This is a genomic window from Rugamonas sp., assembly GCF_025354735.1.
Taxonomy (GTDB): domain Bacteria; phylum Pseudomonadota; class Gammaproteobacteria; order Burkholderiales; family Burkholderiaceae_D; genus Rugamonas.
Genome location: NZ_JANXMI010000031.1, coordinates 1 through 17,440, shown reverse-complemented (window position 1 = coordinate 17,440; position 17,440 = coordinate 1). Strand labels below are relative to the sequence as shown.

Annotated in this window: 13 protein-coding genes and 1 tRNA gene; 6 read left to right on the top strand and 8 right to left on the bottom strand. The window is 66.6% G+C overall.

What is annotated here, in order from left to right; genetic code table 11:
- Positions 1 to 303 precede the first annotated feature (303 nt).
- The 4 genes from Q0S71_RS02865 to Q0S71_RS02850 all read left to right on the top strand — a co-directional run bounded on the left by Q0S71_RS02865 (position 304) and on the right by Q0S71_RS02850 (position 6,942).
- Complete coding sequence (locus Q0S71_RS02865) at positions 304 to 2,571, top strand: PAS domain S-box protein (RefSeq protein WP_295991030.1); 2,268 nt, start codon at positions 304 to 306, stop codon at positions 2,569 to 2,571.
- A 2-nt stretch (positions 2,572 to 2,573) separates the two neighbouring features.
- Entirely contained in the window at positions 2,574 to 3,587 is a 1,014-nt protein-coding gene (locus Q0S71_RS02860) for a response regulator (protein WP_295991027.1), read from the top strand.
- A complete protein-coding gene (locus Q0S71_RS02855) occupies positions 3,587 to 6,283 on the top strand; it encodes an EAL domain-containing protein (protein ID WP_295991034.1) in 2,697 nt (898 codons plus the stop codon). Before Q0S71_RS02860 ends, Q0S71_RS02855 begins: the two co-directional genes overlap by 1 nt.
- 281 nt (positions 6,284 to 6,564) lie before the next feature.
- Positions 6,565 to 6,942 carry a hypothetical protein gene (locus tag Q0S71_RS02850; protein WP_295991024.1) on the top strand — a complete coding sequence of 126 codons (378 nt, stop codon included), beginning with the start codon at positions 6,565 to 6,567 and terminating at the stop codon, positions 6,940 to 6,942.
- Here the strand turns inward: Q0S71_RS02850 and Q0S71_RS02845 are convergent.
- The 8 genes from Q0S71_RS02845 to Q0S71_RS02810 all read right to left on the bottom strand — a co-directional run bounded on the left by Q0S71_RS02845 (position 6,928) and on the right by Q0S71_RS02810 (position 15,419).
- Positions 6,928 to 7,018, bottom strand: a tRNA-Ser gene (locus tag Q0S71_RS02845). The two genes, Q0S71_RS02850 and Q0S71_RS02845, sit on opposite strands and share 15 nt — an antisense overlap.
- 134 nt (positions 7,019 to 7,152) lie before the next feature.
- Positions 7,153 to 8,445: a serine--tRNA ligase gene (gene serS / locus Q0S71_RS02840; RefSeq protein WP_295991020.1), complete on the bottom strand. Its 1,293-nt coding sequence runs from the start codon at positions 8,443 to 8,445 to the stop codon at positions 7,153 to 7,155.
- A 175-nt stretch (positions 8,446 to 8,620) separates the two neighbouring features.
- On the bottom strand, positions 8,621 to 8,818 hold the full coding sequence (locus Q0S71_RS02835) for a hypothetical protein (RefSeq protein WP_295991017.1): 198 nt from the start codon (positions 8,816 to 8,818) through the stop codon (positions 8,621 to 8,623).
- A 226-nt stretch (positions 8,819 to 9,044) separates the two neighbouring features.
- Complete coding sequence (locus tag Q0S71_RS02830) at positions 9,045 to 9,875, bottom strand: ferritin-like domain-containing protein (RefSeq protein WP_295991014.1); 831 nt, start codon at positions 9,873 to 9,875, stop codon at positions 9,045 to 9,047.
- Between the two features lie 147 nt (positions 9,876 to 10,022).
- On the bottom strand, positions 10,023 to 10,982 hold the full coding sequence (locus tag Q0S71_RS02825) for an alpha/beta hydrolase (protein WP_295991012.1): 960 nt from the start codon (positions 10,980 to 10,982) through the stop codon (positions 10,023 to 10,025).
- Positions 10,979 to 12,286 (bottom strand): replication-associated recombination protein A, encoded by a 1,308-nt coding sequence (locus Q0S71_RS02820; protein WP_295991010.1) that lies wholly within the window; start codon positions 12,284 to 12,286, stop codon positions 10,979 to 10,981. The genes Q0S71_RS02825 and Q0S71_RS02820 overlap by 4 nt, the downstream gene beginning before the upstream one ends.
- 51 nt (positions 12,287 to 12,337) lie before the next feature.
- On the bottom strand, positions 12,338 to 12,985 hold the full coding sequence (gene lolA, locus Q0S71_RS02815) for an outer membrane lipoprotein chaperone LolA (RefSeq protein WP_295991006.1): 648 nt from the start codon (positions 12,983 to 12,985) through the stop codon (positions 12,338 to 12,340).
- A gap of 19 nt (positions 12,986 to 13,004) precedes the next feature.
- The gene (locus Q0S71_RS02810; RefSeq protein ID WP_295991004.1) at positions 13,005 to 15,419 is read right to left on the bottom strand and encodes a DNA translocase FtsK; all 2,415 of its coding nucleotides are present in this window, start codon (positions 15,417 to 15,419) and stop codon (positions 13,005 to 13,007) included.
- Between the two features lie 235 nt (positions 15,420 to 15,654).
- On the opposite strand from Q0S71_RS02810, the gene trxB reads away from it, so the two are divergent.
- Positions 15,655 to 16,608, top strand: coding sequence for a thioredoxin-disulfide reductase (gene trxB, locus Q0S71_RS02805; RefSeq protein ID WP_295991001.1), 954 nt, complete (start codon positions 15,655 to 15,657; stop codon positions 16,606 to 16,608).
- Positions 16,609 to 16,614: 6 nt separating this feature from the next.
- A complete protein-coding gene (locus tag Q0S71_RS02800) occupies positions 16,615 to 17,298 on the top strand; it encodes a Smr/MutS family protein (protein ID WP_295991000.1) in 684 nt (227 codons plus the stop codon).
- Positions 17,299 to 17,440 lie beyond the last annotated feature (142 nt).

Here is a 17,440-nt window from a genome sequence, read left to right as displayed (position 1 = left end):
CGGCGCGGGGTCGGAACGGCGGCGTCTTGCAGATTATTTAATATCGTCCTGGACAAGCGGCGGTTATCGGCACAGCGCATCGGGAATAAGCGCGCCGGATAAACCGTGGCCCGGAAAATACCACGCCGATATCTTTAAAATAACTCTGCGCTTGTTAAAACCGTGGCCCGCGCTCTATACTCGACCTGGTAATTCCGCGGCCCCGACCCTGCCCAATTCCAGACGGCTTACTTAATTCATGATAGTGATCCCGATTTATTGGTTCAATCAACGGCGCCCCATGGCGCCAGCAAGGTTCAGCGCATGGCCACCGATTTCGATCGCCTGATCCTCGAGGAAGCGCCCGGCGGCGTCGTCGTCACGACGCGCCTGGGCCAAGTGGTGCACTGGACGCGCGGCGCGCAAGTGATTTTCGGCTATGACGCCGAGGAAGCCATCGGCCGCCCACTGGCCGAATTGATCGAGCTCGAGCATCTGCGCGGCGGGCGCGACGACGTGATCCACGAATTGAACGACAAGGGTATTTACGATTATGAATGCCTGCGCCGCCGCAAAGACGGCGCCCCCGTGTATATCGATGCCACCAGCAAGGCCATATATAATACGGCCGGCCAGATCGAATATATCCTGTTCAGCAAAAAGGATATTACCCATTTAAAAGCGCTGCGCGACGCCAAGCAGGCCGACGCCAAATACCGCGAGCTGCTCGAATCGACGCCGGACGCCATCATCATGGCCAACGCCAGCGGCCGCATCGTGCTGGCCAACGGCCATGCCGAGCGCCTGTTCGGCTACGGCCCCGGCACGCTGCGCGGCCAGCCGCTGGAACTGCTGCTGCCCGAGCGCTACCGTGCCGCCCACGTCGGCCACCGCAGCGCCTATTTCGGCCAGCCGCGCGCGCGCACCATGGGCGCCGGGCTGGAGCTGTACGGCCTGCGCCGCGACGGCGTCGAGTTCCCGCTGGAGATCAGCCTGAGCCCCATCACCACCGAGGACGGCACGCTCGTCATGAGCGCCATCCGCGACACCAGCGCGCGCCGCAAGGCCGAACAGAAGTTCCGCGGCCTGCTGGAGGCGGCGCCGGACGCCATCGTCATCGTCAACCGCCAGGGCGAGATCGTGCTCGTCAACTCGCAGACGGAGCAGCTGTTCGGCTACCCGCGCGCCGAGCTGCTGGGGCGCCGCGTCGAGGTGCTGATCCCGCAGCGCTACGCGGCCCTGCACCCGGGCCACCGGGCCGGCTTCTTCGAGCACCCGCAGCCGCGCGCCATGGGCGCCGGGCTGGAGCTGCTGGGCCTGCGCCGCGACGGCAGCGAGTTTCCCGTCGAAATCAGCCTCAGTCCGCTCGAAGTCGAGGGCGAGACGCTGGTGTCGAGCGCCATCCGCGACATCAGCGCGCGGCGCCGCGTCGAACGCGCGCTGCAGGACAAGACGGTCGAGCTGGAGCGGGCCAACCAGGCCAAGGACCGTTTCCTGGCCAGCATGTCGCACGAGCTGCGCACGCCGCTGAACGCCATCCTCGGCTTCGCCCAGCTGCTGGCCGACACCAGCCTGCCCGTCACGGCGGAACAGCGCGGCGAATTCACCGACTGCATCCTGAAGGCCGGACAGCATCTGCTGAGCCTGATCAACGAGACGCTGGACCTGGCCAAGATCGAGTCCGGCACGGTGACGCTGTCGCTGGAGCCGGTCGGCCTGGCCGAGCTGGTGGCCGAGCTGCGCACGATGGTCGAGCCGCTGGGCAACGCGCGCAACATCCGCATGATCTTCCCGCCCCGGGTGGCCTGCCGCGTCGTCGCCGACCGCACCCGGCTCAAGCAGGCCATCCTCAACCTGCTGTCGAACGCCATCAAGTACAACCGCGACATCGGTGCCATGGTGGTCGACTGCGCGCCGGTGCCCGGGGCCCGGGTCCGCATCTCCGTGCAGGACACGGGCACCGGCCTGCGGCCCGAGCAAGTCGCCGAGTTGTTCCAGCCGTTCAACCGCCTCGGCCAGGAGGGCGGCGTCCAGGAGGGCAGCGGCATCGGCCTGGTGCTGACCAAGCGGCTCGTCGAACTGATGGGCGGCGCCATCGGGGTGTCCAGCTCGCCGGGCATAGGCAGCGTGTTCTGGATCGAGCTGCCGGCGGCCGAGGCCGAGGCGCCGCCGGCCCAGGACGGGCCGCCGCCCGACATCGGCCACGAAGGCTGCGTGCTGTACGTGGAAGACAACCCGGCCAATCTGCGCCTGATGGAGGAAATCCTGCGCATGCGCAGCGGCCTGCGCATGCTGGCCGCCGCCGACGGGCCCAGCGGCATCGCCATGGCCAAGCGCCACCGGCCCAGCGTCATCCTGATGGACTTGAACCTGCCCGGCATGAGCGGCGCCGAAGCGCGCCGCAGGCTGGCGGAGGACCCGGACACGGCCGCCATCCCCGTCATCGCGCTGACGGCCAACGCCATGCCGAAGGACGTGGCGGCCGGGCTGGCGGCCGGCTTCTTCCGCTACATCACCAAACCGGTCGACGTCGACCTGCTGGCCGAGGCGCTGGCCGGCGCACTGGCCGCGCGCCCGGCGGCCCGGGTCTAGACATGGCCACCATCCTGATCATCGACGACCACGTGCTGAACCGCAAATTCCTCAGCGCCATGCTGGGCTTCACCGGCCACCGGCTGCTGCTGGCGGCCGACGGCGTCGAGGGCCTGGCGCTGGCGCGCGACGAGCGACCGGACCTGGTCATCACCGACATCCTGATGCCGCGCATGAATGGCTACGCCTTCACGCTGGCGCTGCGCGCCGACCCCGACATCGCCGCCACGCCGGTGATTTTCTATACGTCGACCTACAGCACGCGCGACGCGGCCGGCCTGGCCGCCCGCTGCGCCGTGCGCTGGGTGCTGCAAAAGCCGACGCCGCCGGCCCAGATCCTGCGCACCGTGCACGAGGCGCTCGGCCTCCCGCCGCCGACGTCGCCGCCGCCGCCGCCGCCGGTCGCGGCGCCGGCCCCGTTCGCCGATCAGCCGGGCGCCTGGCTGCGGCTGGCCGACCTGGCCGCCATCCTGCCTAACCCGCTGCAGCCCCGCGGCGACGGCGCCGAAGCGCTGGCCGCGCTGCAGGACGTGAGCCTGCGGCTGTCGGCACTGATCGACATGGGCATCGGCATGTCGGCCGAACGCGAACCGGCCGCGCTGCTACAGTATGTGTGCAAGGTGGCGCGCCAGATCGGCGTGGCCCGCTACGCCGTGCTCGGCATCGCCGACGACAGCGGCCGCGCGCTGCGCCACCTGGCCGTCGAGGGCCTCGACGACGAGGCCCTCGACAGCCTGGCGTCCATGGCGCCGGCCACCGGCGTGCTGGCCGAGGTGCTGACGCAGCGCCGCTGCGTGCGCCTCAAGAATCTCGGCGGCAGCGGCGCCGGCGCCGGCCTGCCGGCCGAGCCCCCCCGCTGCACACGCTGCTGGCCGTGCCGGTGGTCGGCGGCACGGCTTGCTACGGCTGGCTCTACCTGGCCGACAAGCTCGATTTCAGCGAGTTCAGCGAGATCGACGAACGGGCCATCGCCACCGTCGGCGCCCAGCTGGCCGTGGCCTATGAAAACCTGCTGATGGTGGGCCGCATCGAGGACGATGTCGAGGTGCTGCAGGAAGAGCTTGAGCAGCGCCAGGCCGTGGCCGAGCGCCTGCTCGACAGCGAATCGCGCTTCCGCCAGCTGGCCGACAATATCGGCGAAGTGTTTTTCCTGATCGACCTGCGCAATCGCCAGCTGCTCTACATCAGCCCCGCGTACGAAACCGTGTGGGGCCGCAGCTGCGCCAGCCTGTACGCGCAGCCCGACTCGTGGATGGACGCCATCCATCCGGATGACGTGGCCCATGTGCGCGCGCTCGAACGCGACTGGGCCGGCGACCCCGGCCGCGCCCAGGGCTTCGAATACAACTACCGCATCGTGCGCCGCGACGGCCAGCTGCGCCACATCCACGACCGCGGCTTCCCCATCCGCGACGCCGACGGCCGCGTCTACCGCATCGCCGGGCTGGCCGCCGACGTCACCGAGCACCACGCCCAGAGCCAGCGGCTGAACCGACTGGGCCAGCTGTACGCCATGCTCAGCGGCGTGAACGCGGCCATCATCCGCTGTGGCCAGCGCGACGCGCTATTGCAGGAGGTGTGCCGCCTGGCCGTCGACCAGGGCGCGTTCAGCATGGCCTGGGCCGGCGTGCTCGACGCCGACACCGGCGCCGGCACGGTGCTGGCGTCGAGCGGCGGACCGCCCGGCTACGCGGCCCAGATCCGCTTTTCCGGCGCGCCCGGCGGCGTGGGCGCCGAGCGCCCGGCCAGCGTGGCGGCGCGCGAGCAACGCATCGTGCTCAGCGACGACATCGGCGCCGACCCCGCCCTGGCCGCGCTGCGCGAGGAGCTGCTCGGTCACGGCCTGCGGGCGGTGGCCGCGCTGCCGCTGCACGACGGCCAGCGCACCTGCGCCGTGCTGGTGCTGTTCGCCGCCGAAGCCGGCTTCTTCGGCCAGGAAGGGCGGCGCGCCCTGCTCGACGAGCTGACCGGCGACTTGTCGTTCGGAATGCAGTTCCTCGCCAAGGAGGCGCGCCTGCAGTACCTGGCCTACTACGACGCCCTCACCGGCCTGCCCAACCGCGCGCTCTTCCTCGACCGCGTCGCCGCCCTCCCGGCCGGCCGCGGTGTCGCCGTCGCCGTCATCGACGTCGAACGCTTTTCCCAGCTCGACGACGCGGTCGGCCGCGCCGCCGGCGACGCCGTGCTGCGCCGCGTCGGTCAGCTGCTCGGCGACGCGGACGGAGCGCTCTGCGTGGCGCGGCTCGACGGCGATGGCTATGCGCTGGCGCTGCCGGTGCCGGCCGGAGCCGACGCCGATGTCGCCACCGCGGCGCTCGAGGCGGTGGTGCTGCCGCTGCTGGACCTGGGCGTGCAGCTGGAACAGCAGCTGGTGCGGGTGACGTCGCACGCCGGCATCGCGCTGGCGCCGCCAGACGGCGCGGACGCCGCCGCGCTGCTGGAACAGGCCGAGTCGGCGCTGGCCCAGGCCCAGGCCGGGGGGGAACGGCTGCTGTTCTACGCGGCGCGCATGAACCAGTCCAGCCAGGCCCGCCTGCGGCTGGAAGCCGACCTGCGCGCCGCGCTGCCGCTGGGCGAGTTGAGCATGCACTATCAGCCGCGGGTCGACCTGACCAGCGGCCGTGTCGTCAGCGCCGAGGCGCTGGTGCGCTGGCGCCATCCCGAGCGGGGCATGGTGGCGCCGGCCGAGTTCATTCCGCTGGCCGAGCAGACCGGCCTGATCGTGGTCATCGGCAGCTGGGTCATCGACACCGTCTGCGCCCAGCAGGCCGCGTGGAAGGCGCGGCGCTTGCGCGTGGTGCCGGTGGCGATCAATTTGTCGGCCGTGCAGTTCCGGCGCGGCCAGGTGCAGGGCGTGATCCGCGCGGCGTTGGCGCGCCATGGTCTGGCGCCGCACGAGATCGAGTTCGAGCTGACCGAGTCGGTGGTCATGGCCGACCCGGAGCAGGCCGCGCAGGACCTGAAGGCGCTCAAGGGCCTGGGCGTCAAGCTGGCCCTGGATGACTTCGGCACCGGCTATTCCTCGCTGGCCTATCTGAAGCGCTTCCCCTTCGACTTCGTCAAGATCGACCGCGCCTTCATCACCGACGTCACCAAGAGCGCCGAGGACGCGGCGATCGCCACCGCCATCATCGCCATGGCGCACAGCCTGGGCCTGCGCGTGGTGGCCGAGGGCGTCGAGACCGAAGGCCAGCTGCAGTTCCTGCGGCGGCACCGCTGCGACGAGCTGCAGGGTTATTATTTCAGCCGGCCGCTGGCCGCCGACGCCTTCGCCGCGCTGCTGGCCGAGGGCCGCCGCCTGGCGCTGACACCGGAGGCGGTGCAGCAGGAGGACACGCTGCTGATCGTCGATGACGAGGAGATCAACCTGATGGCGTTGCGACGGCTGCTGCGCCAGGAGGGCTACCGCGTGTTGACGGCGGCCGGCGGCGAGGAGGCGCTGGAGCTGCTGGCGCTCAATCCGGTGCAGGTGGTGCTGTCGGACCAGCGCATGCCGGGCATGAGCGGAGCCCGGTTCCTGGCCCTGGTCAAGGAACTGTATCCGGACACGGTGCGCATGATGCTGTCGGCCAGCACCGACTTCAACGCCGTGGCCGACAGCGTAAACCAGGGCGCGGTCTACAAATACCTGAGCAAGCCGTGGGACGGTGACGCGCTGCGACGCCACCTGCGCGACGCCTTTTACCATCAACGCACCCGCATGGCGCAATAGAGGTCGCCGACCGGCGCCGTCGACGAACGGGTTCGACCGATCCAGCAGAATTCGATGGTGTGCGGCCGGAGACGGTGTTGGTCCAGCATCGGCGCCGGCCATGGCGTTGCCGCTTCGGTCTCGGCAAGAAAACGATCGCGCCGCGTCCGCTTTTTCTTACGGGCGTACCGGCATCGGAAAACTCGATTGCATGGCGTTTGTCGTGGAAAATTTGATCCCGTATTGCGCCAGCTGCGCCCGTTGCCAGGCGCGCTTCAGGAATAAATCAGTGCCAGGGTCTGTTGACATTTACTGCAAGCAAAGCGGCGCGGCGGTCGACGCGACGAAAGAAGCAAAACGAGACGCGAGTTTGTCGTAGCCGTGGCCACGCGACGAAAACGTTTGATTCGGGCAAAGAAACGCTCGATCACATTGCGGTTGCGATAGTGATGGCGGTCGAATTGACGCTGGAATTGCCCGGTTGTTTTCGGCGGGATCACCGCCTGGGCTGGTTTGTTGGCGATGCAGGCCAATCAGGCATAGGCATGGTGGGCCTTGTCTGCCAGCAGCGGCGCCGGCGCCACCATTTCAAGCAATGCCAGGCGCGGCACTCCTTGACCGGCGCCGAAATAAAAAAACCCGCCATGGCGGGTTTTTCAAAATACTGGCGGAAAGGGTGAGATTCGAACTCACGGTACACCAAAGATGTACACTGGATTTCGAGTCCAGCGCATTCGACCACTCTGCCACCTTTCCTTTGGTCTTGCTACACCCGCTGCCTTAGTCCTGCTGCGGCGGGAACAAAATTATAGCAGGTCAGCCGGAAAATGGAAGTGCCAAATGCGAAAAACCTCGCACCCGCCCCCTCCCCGGCCACAATCAAGCCGCTATCAGGCCGCGCGCAGATGCGTCAAGCCGCCCATGTACGGGCGCAGCGCCGGCGGAATCTCGACGCTGCCGTCGGCTTGCTGGTAATTTTCCAGCACGGCCACCAGCGTGCGGCCGACGGCCAGGCCGGAACCGTTCAGGGTGTGCAGCAGCTCCGGCTTGCCCTGGGCGTTGCGGAAGCGCGCCTGCATGCGGCGCGACTGGAACGATTCGCAGTTCGACAGCGACGAAATCTCGCGGTAGGTGTTCTGCGCCGGCAGCCACACTTCCAGATCATAGGTCTTGGTGGCGCCGAAGCCCATGTCGCCGGTGCACAGCGACATCACGCGGTACGGCAGGCCGAGGCGCTGCAAGATGGTTTCCGCATGGCCGACCATTTCCTCCAGCACGCCGTACGAGGTGTCGGGATGGACCACCTGCACCATTTCTACTTTGTCGAACTGGTGCTGGCGTATCATGCCGCGCGTGTCGCGGCCGTAGCTGCCCGCTTCCGAGCGGAAGCATGGCGTGTGCGCCGTCATCTTCAGCGGCAGCGATTCGGCCGCCACGATTTCATCGCGCACCAGGTTGGTCAGCGTCACTTCCGAGGTCGGGATCAGATAGAAGGTTTCGCCCTCGCCTTCGACGCCGCCTTTTTTCACCGAGAACAGGTCGGCTTCGAATTTCGGCAGCTGGCCGGTGCCGCGCAGCGAATCGGCGTTGACCATATACGGCGTGTAGCATTCGGTGTAGCCGTGCTCGTCGGTGTGCGTGTTGAGCATGAACTGCGCCAGCGCGCGGTGCAGGCGGGCGATGCCGCCCTTCATGACGGAGAAGCGCGAACCGGTCAGCTTGGTGGCGACGTCGAAGTCGAGGCCGAGCGCGGCGCCGACGTCGACGTGGTCCTTGACTTCAAACGCGAAGCTGCGCGGCGCGCCGACCTTGCGCACTTCGACGTTGCCGCTTTCGTCGAGGCCCACGGGGACCGATTCGTGCGGCAGGTTGGGAATCGCCTGCATGAAGTCGGCCAGCCTGGTCTGCACGGCCGACAGCGCCGTTTCGTTGGCTTTCAACTCGTCGCCGAGGCCGGCCACGTCGGCCATCACGACCGAGGTATCCTCGCCCTTGCCCTTCATCATGCCGATCTGCTTGGACAGCGTGTTGCGCTTGCCTTGCAGTTCTTCGGTGCGGGTCTGGATCGCCTTGCGTTCCGCTTCGAGGGCGTTGAAACCGTCGACGTCGAGCTGGAACTTGCGCGTCGCCAGACGGGCGGCGACGGTGGCGATGTCTTTACGGAGCAGTTGGATATCTATCATGGAGGAATTGCCGGCTAGGTCGAAAACGGCAATTGTACCAAGACGTGGGCGATTCCTTGCGAGTTTCGGGCCGGGCGCGTCGTCGATGGACCGCGCCGCCGCGCCGTGCGGCGCCGGGGCCCGCGCGTCGGCGCCACGTCAGCGCCGCGTCACGGCCTGAAGACAGCGCGTCCGATCAGATCATGGCCGCTTTTTCGGCGGCGGTCAGGCGCTTGGCGCTGACGTTGACCACTTGCATGTGGAGGTCGGCGACGGCGGCGACGGCCGCTTTCGACACCGCGTGGGCCGGGATGCCGGCGGTGGCGAAGTTGGTGGCGGCGGCCAGCAGAACGACGGCCGAGAAGATGAATTCCATGTTTTTGCTGATGTTCATGATGCGCTCCTGGGTGGGTGTGGCGGCTTGGTATGGTGCTACTGTAACCAGCCCACGCGGGCGCCGCCATCGGCCTGCGATGGAGCGCGAAAAACGCGGCATGAAGTGCGCGAATGAGGGACCGGGGCCGCTGTCGGGCGCGCCGGTGGCGGCTATGGCGGCCGTTACGGGAGGTCCGCGGCGCGCGCGATGGCGGCGCGGCTCCGGATCGACATCAGCGTCGGCGTCAGCCGGCCGAGGCGAAGCGCGCCAGCAGCCGCAGCGGCGCGAGGATCATGCGCTTGAGCGGTTCGGCCAGCGGCACCGGTTTGACCAGCATGGTCAGCGCCATGCCGAAGGGATAGTAGTGGCGCGCCAGGCTGCGCACCGTGCCGTTATAGCGCTTCCACTCGGCCGCCGGGAACTCCTGGCCCGGATGGCGCGCCAGCCACACGTGCTTGAAGGCGATATAGGCATCCTCGCCGCGCACGTCGAGCACGCGGCGCCAGATCGTCCGCAGCACGGCGAACGCGCCGTGGCGTTCGACGGCGTTGGCCACTTCGTAGTGGCGCCGGAAGTGCGCGTAATGCGCGGCCTCGTCCGATTTGATATTGCTGAGCAACTGGCGCAGCACCGGTTCGCGCACATAGTCGTGCATGGCGCGGTAAAAGGTGGCGGTGCCGGTTTCGATCACGCAGCGCGCCACCAGCTCCAGAGCGCGGCGCGGCTCGAGCAGTTCCACCGTGCAGACGGCGCTGTACTCGGCACGGAAGGCGGCGAAGCCGCGCTCCCAGTCGAACTCCGGCCATACTTTCTGCACATAGGCCCGCAGCGCCTCGCCGTGCTGCACTTCCTCGTGCTGCCAGGAATCCCGCAACCAGGCCGTGACGTCGTTGCGCCCCTCGAAATGCTCGACCAGGTTGGCGCTGTACATCTCGGACATGATTTCCACAAAGGACGCGCTGGCCAGCGTTTCAAACAAAAAAGAATCGTCGCGCGCCAGCGTGACGTCGATCTGATCGTAAGCGATGTCGGCGAGGCGCCAGTGGCTGGGCGGATAGTCGGGCGGCAGGGGCATGTCGGCATCTCTCTCGTGGTGTGCAACCTTGGCAAAATTACCCGATTACGGCGTCGGCCTCTATGCGCCAAAACACGTAGTTTAGTCATAAGGCGCAAGCGCGTGCAAGACCATTGGTACAAATCAAGCAATCAACGCCGGCGCGGCTCAAGCCGCATCCTCGGCATCGTCATTTTCCGCCGCCGCTCGCGCTTCCGCCGCCGCCGCGGCGGCTTCGGCGGCCACCAGCGCCTTCGAGCGCGTTGCGCGCAGCCAGCCGCCCACTTCGCGGTTGAACAAGTCGGCCTGCTCGACCATCGGCCAGTGCCCGGTTTTAAAGGCCAGCACCTTGCCGGTCTTGCGCGCCATCAGCGCCTTCAGCCACTGCGGCGAATGGAACATGAAGGGCTTCTTGCTGCCGTAGATGAACAGCATCGCCACCTTGGGCGCGTAGGCCCGCGCGCGCTGATACGAGCCGTGGGCGCCGGTCCACTGGATATAGTAGGGATAATTCATCGCCGAGCTGATGTACTGCGGGTCGGACGGCGCCTTCAGCTTTTGCACCATATGGTGCGTCATCCGTTCGCCCATGTCGCCGCCGATACGCCAGGCCGCCGCCAGCCAGATCTGGTACCACGCCATCTGCACCTTGCCCGACAGCGACAGCGAGCGGCGAAATTGCGGCGTGCCGACGTCGCCGATGTCGACGCCGATGATGCGCGACACCAGCTTGGGAAAGCGCATCGCGAACTGGTAGCCCAAGAACGCGCCCCAGTCGTGCACCATCAGGATCACGCGCTGGCCGGCGTTGACGTGACGGATGATGTTGTCGAACATGCGCATCGTCAGGTCGAGCGAATACGGGCGGCGCTCCTTGTCGATATCGAAGCCGGGCAAGGTGAAGCGCACGCAGCGATAATCGGCCTTCAGCGCCTCGACCTGGGCGTCCCACAAACGGTAAGTATCGGGCCAGCCGTGGATCATGACGATGGTTTCGGCGCCCGCGCCTTCGATATGCACCTCGACGCCGCCGATGCGCAAGGTCGTCACGCCGGTCGCGCCGTCGCCGTGCGGATCGCCCACGGCCGCGGCGGCGGGCTTGCCGGGCAGGTTGGTCGCCGTACTCACGCCTCGCGCGCCTGGCGGTCGAGTTCCCGCAGATACGCCAGCTTGTCGGCGATTTTGCTTTCCAGCCCGCGCGGCACCGGCTGATACCAGCCCGGCTCGGCCATCCCGTCCGGCAGATAGGTTTCGCCGGCGGCGTAGGCGCCCGGCTCGTCGTGGGCGTAGCGGTACTCGTGGCCGTAGCCGAGCTCCTTCATCAACTTGGTCGGCGCGTTGCGCAGGTGCACCGGCACCTCGCGCGACTTGTCGCGTTTCACAAACGCCATGGCCGCGTTGAAGGCGTTGTAGCCGGCGTTGCTCTTGGCCGCGATGGCCAGGTAGACCACGGCCTGCCCCAGCGCCAGCTCGCCCTCCGGCGAGCCGAGACGCTCGTAGGTGGCGGCGGCGTCGTTCACCATGGTCAGCGCGCGCGGGTCGGCCAGGCCGATGTCTTCCCATGCCATGCGCACGATGCGGCGCGACAGGTAGCGCGGGTCGGCGCCGCCGTCTATCATGCGGCAAAACCAGTACAGCGCCGCGTCCGGGTTCGAGCCGCGCACCGATTTATGCAGCGCCGAAATCTGGTCGTAGAAATTGTCGCCGCCCTTGTCGAAGCGGCGCGCGTTCAGGGTCAGCGCGTTCTCGACGAACTTGCCGTCGATCTTGGTGGTGCCGGTAGACGAGGCGGCCGTGTCGGCCTGCTCCAGCAGGTTGAGGAAGCGGCGCGCGTCGCCGTCGGCGAAGCCGACCAGCGTATCGATGGCGACCTCGTCGAAGCTCAAATGCGGCAGCGCGGCCCTGCGCGCCTTGTCCAGCAACTGCCGCATCTCGGCGTCGTCCAGCGATTTCAACACATACACTTGCGCGCGCGACAGCAGCGCCGAATTGACCTCGAAGCTGGGATTCTCGGTGGTGGCGCCGACAAAGGTGACCAGTCCCGATTCGACGAAGGGCAGCAAGGCGTCCTGCTGCGCCTTGTTGAAGCGGTGGATTTCGTCGACGAACAGCAGCGTGTGGCGGCCCAGCTGGTCGAGATTGTGCTGCGCCTGCTCCATCGCGGCGCGGATATCCTTGACGCCGGCGAACACCGCCGACAGCGCGATGAATTCGCTGTTGAAGGCGTGGGCCATCAGCCGCGCCAGCGTGGTCTTGCCGACGCCCGGCGGCCCCCACAAAATCATGGAATGGGCCTTGCCGGCCTCGAAGGCCAGCCGCAGCGGCTTGCCCTCGCCGAGCAAGTGGCTCTGGCCGATGACGTCGGCGAGCGTGCGCGGACGCAGCGCTTCGGCCAGCGGCTGTTGGGGTTCGGTCGTGAAAAGGTCTGCCATGCTGTCCGCCGCTTCTTTAAGATCGACTGTTCAAGCGAGATGCTTGAGTCATCAATTATTAAAGACGTCGGCGCCTTTCGGCATGACGAATTTAAAGTAAGTGGCCGTTAGCGCCGGATTTTTTTCGAACTTGCTGAACGTCAGCGTCGACACCTGGCCGAAGGAATCCTTCAACTCCATCGCCTCGGGCTGGCCGTTGCGCAGGCCGATGCTGATGAGCTCGAAGCTGGTGTCCTTGGACTTAGGCGTCGCCTTCAGCCACTCCAGGCCATCCTTCGTGCCGGCTTCGGCCAGCGTGAAATTCTTTTCCAGGTCGTTGCTGCCGAACAGGATGGCGGCCGGCGACGAGCCCAGCGCGTCGCCCAGCTTCTTGACCGTCACCTGGTTCAAGTCTTTGTCGTAGATGAACAGCTGCTCGCCGTCGGCCTGCAACAGCTGGTCGTAGGGCTTCTGATAGGTCCAGATGAATTTGCCGGGACGCGCGAACACAAAGGTGCCGCTCGACGGCGTCGACGTTTTCGCCACGCCGTCGATATTCTTGACCTGGCGCTGGACGAAGTCGCCCTTGGCCGACTTGGTGCTGGCGACGAAGGACTTGAACTGCTCCAGCGCGCTGGCGTGGACGGCGCCGGCGAACAGCAGGCCGCCCACGGCGCACGCCAGCGTGATTGTTTTGATGTGATGTTGAAAACGGACCATACTGTTTATACCCTTTTTATTATTCGGCGCTGGCCGCCGGCACCAGGATTTCCCGGTTGCCGTTCGATTGCATGGGCGAGACGACGCCGCTATTTTCCATTTGTTCGAGCAGACGCGCCGCACGGTTGTAGCCGATGCGCAGATGGCGCTGCACCAGCGAGATCGAGGCGCGCCGGTTCTTCAGCACCACCTGGACCGCCTGGTCGTACATCGGGTCGGCCTCGCCGCCGCCCTCGCCCGGCGCCGCGCCGCCCTCGGCGCCGCCCTCGCCTTCCAGGGTGCCGCCTTCGAGGATGCCGTCGATGTAATTCGGTTCGCCCGTCGTCTTCAGGTGCTTGACCACGCGGTGCACTTCCTCGTCCGACACAAAAGCGCCGTGGACCCGCACCGGCAGGCCGGTCCCCGGCGGCATGTAGAGCATGTCGCCCATGCCGAGCAGGGCTTCGGCGCCCATCTGGTCGAGAATCGTGCGCGAGTCGATCTTGGACGAGACCTGGAACGCGATCCGGGTCGGGATGTTGGCCTTGATGAGGCCCGTGATGACGTCGACCGACGGCCGCTGCGTCGCCAAGATCAGGTGCAGGCCGGCGGCGCGCGCCTTTTGCGCGATGCGCGCGATCAGCTCCTCGACCTTTTTACCGACCACCATCATCAGGTCGGCCAGTTCGTCGATGATGATGACGATGGTCGGCAGTTTTTCCAGCGGCTCCGGCGAATCGGGCGTCAGGCTGAAGGGGTTCGGGATGTGCTCTTCGCGCTTTTGCGCCTCGGCGATCTTGGCGTTGTAGCCGGCCAGGTTACGCACGCCCAGTTTCGACATCAGCTTGTAGCGCCGCTCCATCTCGTTGACGGCCCAGTTCAGCGCGTGGCCGGCCTGGCGCATGTCGGTGACGACGGGCGCCAGCAAGTGCGGTATGCCTTCGTAGACCGACATCTCCAGCATCTTCGGATCGATCAGGATCATGCGCACGTCGGCCGGATCGGACTTGTACAGCAGCGACAAAATGGTCGCGTTGATGCCCACCGATTTGCCCGAGCCGGTGGTGCCGGCCACCAGCAGGTGCGGCATCTTGGCCAGGTCGGCCACCACCGGCTTGCCGGCGATGTCCTTGCCCAGGGCGACCGTCAGGCTCGATGGATTGTCGTTGTAGACCTTGGAGCCGACGATCTCGCTCAGGCGCACGATCTGGCGTTTCGGATTCGGCAGCTCGAGCGCCATGTAGTTCTTGCCGGGGATGGTTTCGACCACGCGGATGGAGGTCAGCGACAGCGAGCGCGCCAGGTCGCGCGCCAGGCCGACGATCTGGCTGCCCTTGACGCCGGTGGCCGGCTCGATTTCGTAGCGCGTCACGACCGGGCCCGGGAAGGCGGCGACGACCTTGGCGTCGACGCCGAAGTCGGACAGCTTTTTCTCGATCAGGCGGCTGGTGAATTCCAGCGTCTCGATCGACACGGTTTCCTGCACCGGCGGCGGCTCGTCGAGCAGCGACAGCGGCGGCAGGATGGAGTCGCCGCTGAGGTCCTGGAACAGGCTGGCCTGCTTTTCTTTTTCGACGCGCTCGGACTTGACGACGGTGACGATCTGCGGCTCGATCTTGACGGCCGGCGCGGCCACGTGTTTTTCGACGTGCTTGGCGCGCTCGATGACGACCACCTCGTCGCGCTTGACGGCCGCCACTTCGCCCTGGCGCCGGTCTTCGCGGTACTGGTAGCGCTGCACGAACCAGTCGATGGCCAGTTCGAGGGCGCCGCCGATGCGCTCGGCCACGGCCAGCCACGACACGTGGAAGAACAGGCTGAAACCGAGGCCGAACAACAGCAGCAGGAATAGCGTGGCGCCGGTGAAGCCCAGCGCCACATGGGCCGCGTGGCCGATCAGCTGACCGAGCACGCCGCCCGGCGCGCGCGGCAGCTGGGCGTGCATGCTCCACATGCGCAGGTATTCCAGGCCGACGCTGCCGACGAACATCAGCACGAAGCCGACCGCGCGTATCAAGCCCTCCTGCCGGTGCTCCGGCTCGTCCTGGGTCGACCAGACGAACTTCTGGGTCAGGCGCCGATAACCGTTCCACACGCTGCGCAACAGGTAAACGCAGAGCCACCAGGCTGACATGCCGAACACGAACAGCAGCAAATCGGACAGCCAGGCGCCGGCGCGGCCGCCCAGGTTGTGAATGCGCGGTACCGGATTGGAATGCGACCAGCCGGGATCGACGGCCGAAAAACTCATCAAAATCATCACGAAATAGACGGCCAGCGCCGCCAGCGCCAGCCAGCGCGCCTCCGACAGCAGCAGCACCAGCCGGTTCGGCAGCGGCTGGCGTTCGACCACGTTGCGGGTATAGCTGGACGGCGTCGACCCCGTTTTGACGGTGCGCTCGGAGGCTTTGCTGCTGGCTTTACTACTCGCTTTACTGCTCGCTTTACTGCTCATGTGCTACTCATATAGGGTCGTGGGAACGGCGTCGTTGCGGCCCGGGCGGGCATAATTGGATATTCTAAGGCATCTGGCCCCCGACAGCGGGGCTGATTCATGCGGAATCGCCGCTTGGACTATAATCTCGTATTGATTGCGTCAGCGCAATAGGTTGCCCGGTGCAACCTTCTCTTGCGCCTCACGCAAATGGCCCCAAATCGGTTGTAACCACTCCTCTATTAAGAAGCCTCCCATGACCACTACCAAACACGCGCGCGTTTTGATCCTCGGTTCCGGCCCCGCCGGCTACAGCGCCGCCGTCTACGCCGCCCGCGCCAACCTGAAACCGATGCTGGTCACCGGCGTTGAACAGGGCGGCCAGCTGATGACCACCACCGACGTCGAAAACTGGCCCGGCGACCCGATGGGCGTGCAAGGACCGGAACTGATGCAGCGCCTGTTGCAGCACGCGGAGCGCTTCGACACCGACATCGTGTTCGACCACATCCACACCGCCAAGCTCAATGAAAAGCCGATGCGCCTGATCGGCGACAGCCATGAGTACACCTGCGACACGCTCATTATCTCGACCGGCGCCTCGGCCCAGTACCTCGGCCTGGAGTCGGAAGCGGCCTTCATGGGCAAGGGCGTGTCGGCCTGCGCCACCTGCGACGGCTTCTTCTACCGCGGCCAGGAAGTGGCCGTCGTCGGCGGCGGCAACACCGCCGTCGAAGAAGCGCTGTACCTGTCGAACATCGCCAACAAGGTCACGCTGATCCACCGCCGCGACAAGTTCCGCGCCGAAGCGATCCTGATCGACCGCCTCAACGCCAAGGTCGCCGAAGGCAAGATCGAACTGAAATACAACCACACGCTGCACGAAGTGGTGGGCGACGACAGCGGCGTCACCGGCGTCAAGATCCAGTCGACCGACAGCGGCGCCATCACCGACATCACGGTGCACGGCCTGTTCGTGGCGATCGGCCACAAGCCCAACACCGGCATCTTCGAAGGCCAGCTCGATATGCACAACGGCTACATCAAGACCAGGACCGGCACCGAAGGCATGGCCACGGCCACCAGCATCCCCGGCGTGTTCGCCGCCGGCGACGTGCAGGACCACATCTACCGCCAGGCCATCACCAGCGCCGGCACCGGCTGCATGGCGGCGCTCGACGCCCAGCGCTACCTGGAATCGCAGGAATAAGCGACGATGGCACTGAAAGACTTCGCCGACCTGAAATCGCTGGCCAGGCAGCTCAAGGAGCAGGCCGACGCGCGCGCCGTCGAACAGGCCGAGCGCGCCAAGCGCGACCAGGTGCAGGCGGTCGAGGCCAATCTGTTCAAGGCCAGCATCGGCGGCGTCAAGAAGATGGCGCAGGTGGACCGCTACGTGCCGGGCGTGCCGAAGACGTCGGGCGCCGCGCCCGCCGCGGCCACGCGCGCGCGCACCCAGGCCGAGGATGACGCGGCGGTGCTGCGCGAATCGCTGTCGGCCCCCTTGTCCGACCTGTTCGAGGTCGATCACTATATGGAAGAAGACCCGGCGCTCAATTACGCGGCGCCCGGCGTCGGTCCGGACGTGGTGCGCAAGATGCGCAAGGGTCATTGGCCAATCCAGGACGACCTCGATCTGCACGGCATGCGCCGCGACGAGGCGCGCGATGGCCTGGGCGCTTTTTTGCGCAACGCCGCGCTGCGCAATCTGCGCTGCGTGCGCGTCATCCACGGCAAGGGATTCGGCTCGAAGAGCCAGGAGCCGGTGCTCAAATCGATGGTGCACAGCTGGCTGGTGCAAAAGGAAGAAGTGATCGCCTTCTGCGTCGCGCGGCCCTCCGACGGCGGCGACGGCGCGCTGGTCGTGCTGCTGCGCGCGGCCTTGCTGCCGGTGCGCTGAGCAAACCAAATCGGGCCAGCAAACTACATCGGGGTCGCAAACTAAGCGGACCAGCAAACTAAGCGGGCCAGCAAACTAAGCGGACCAGCAAACTAAATCGGGGTCAGACCACGGTTTCGAGAGAGTCATTCGAAACCGTGGT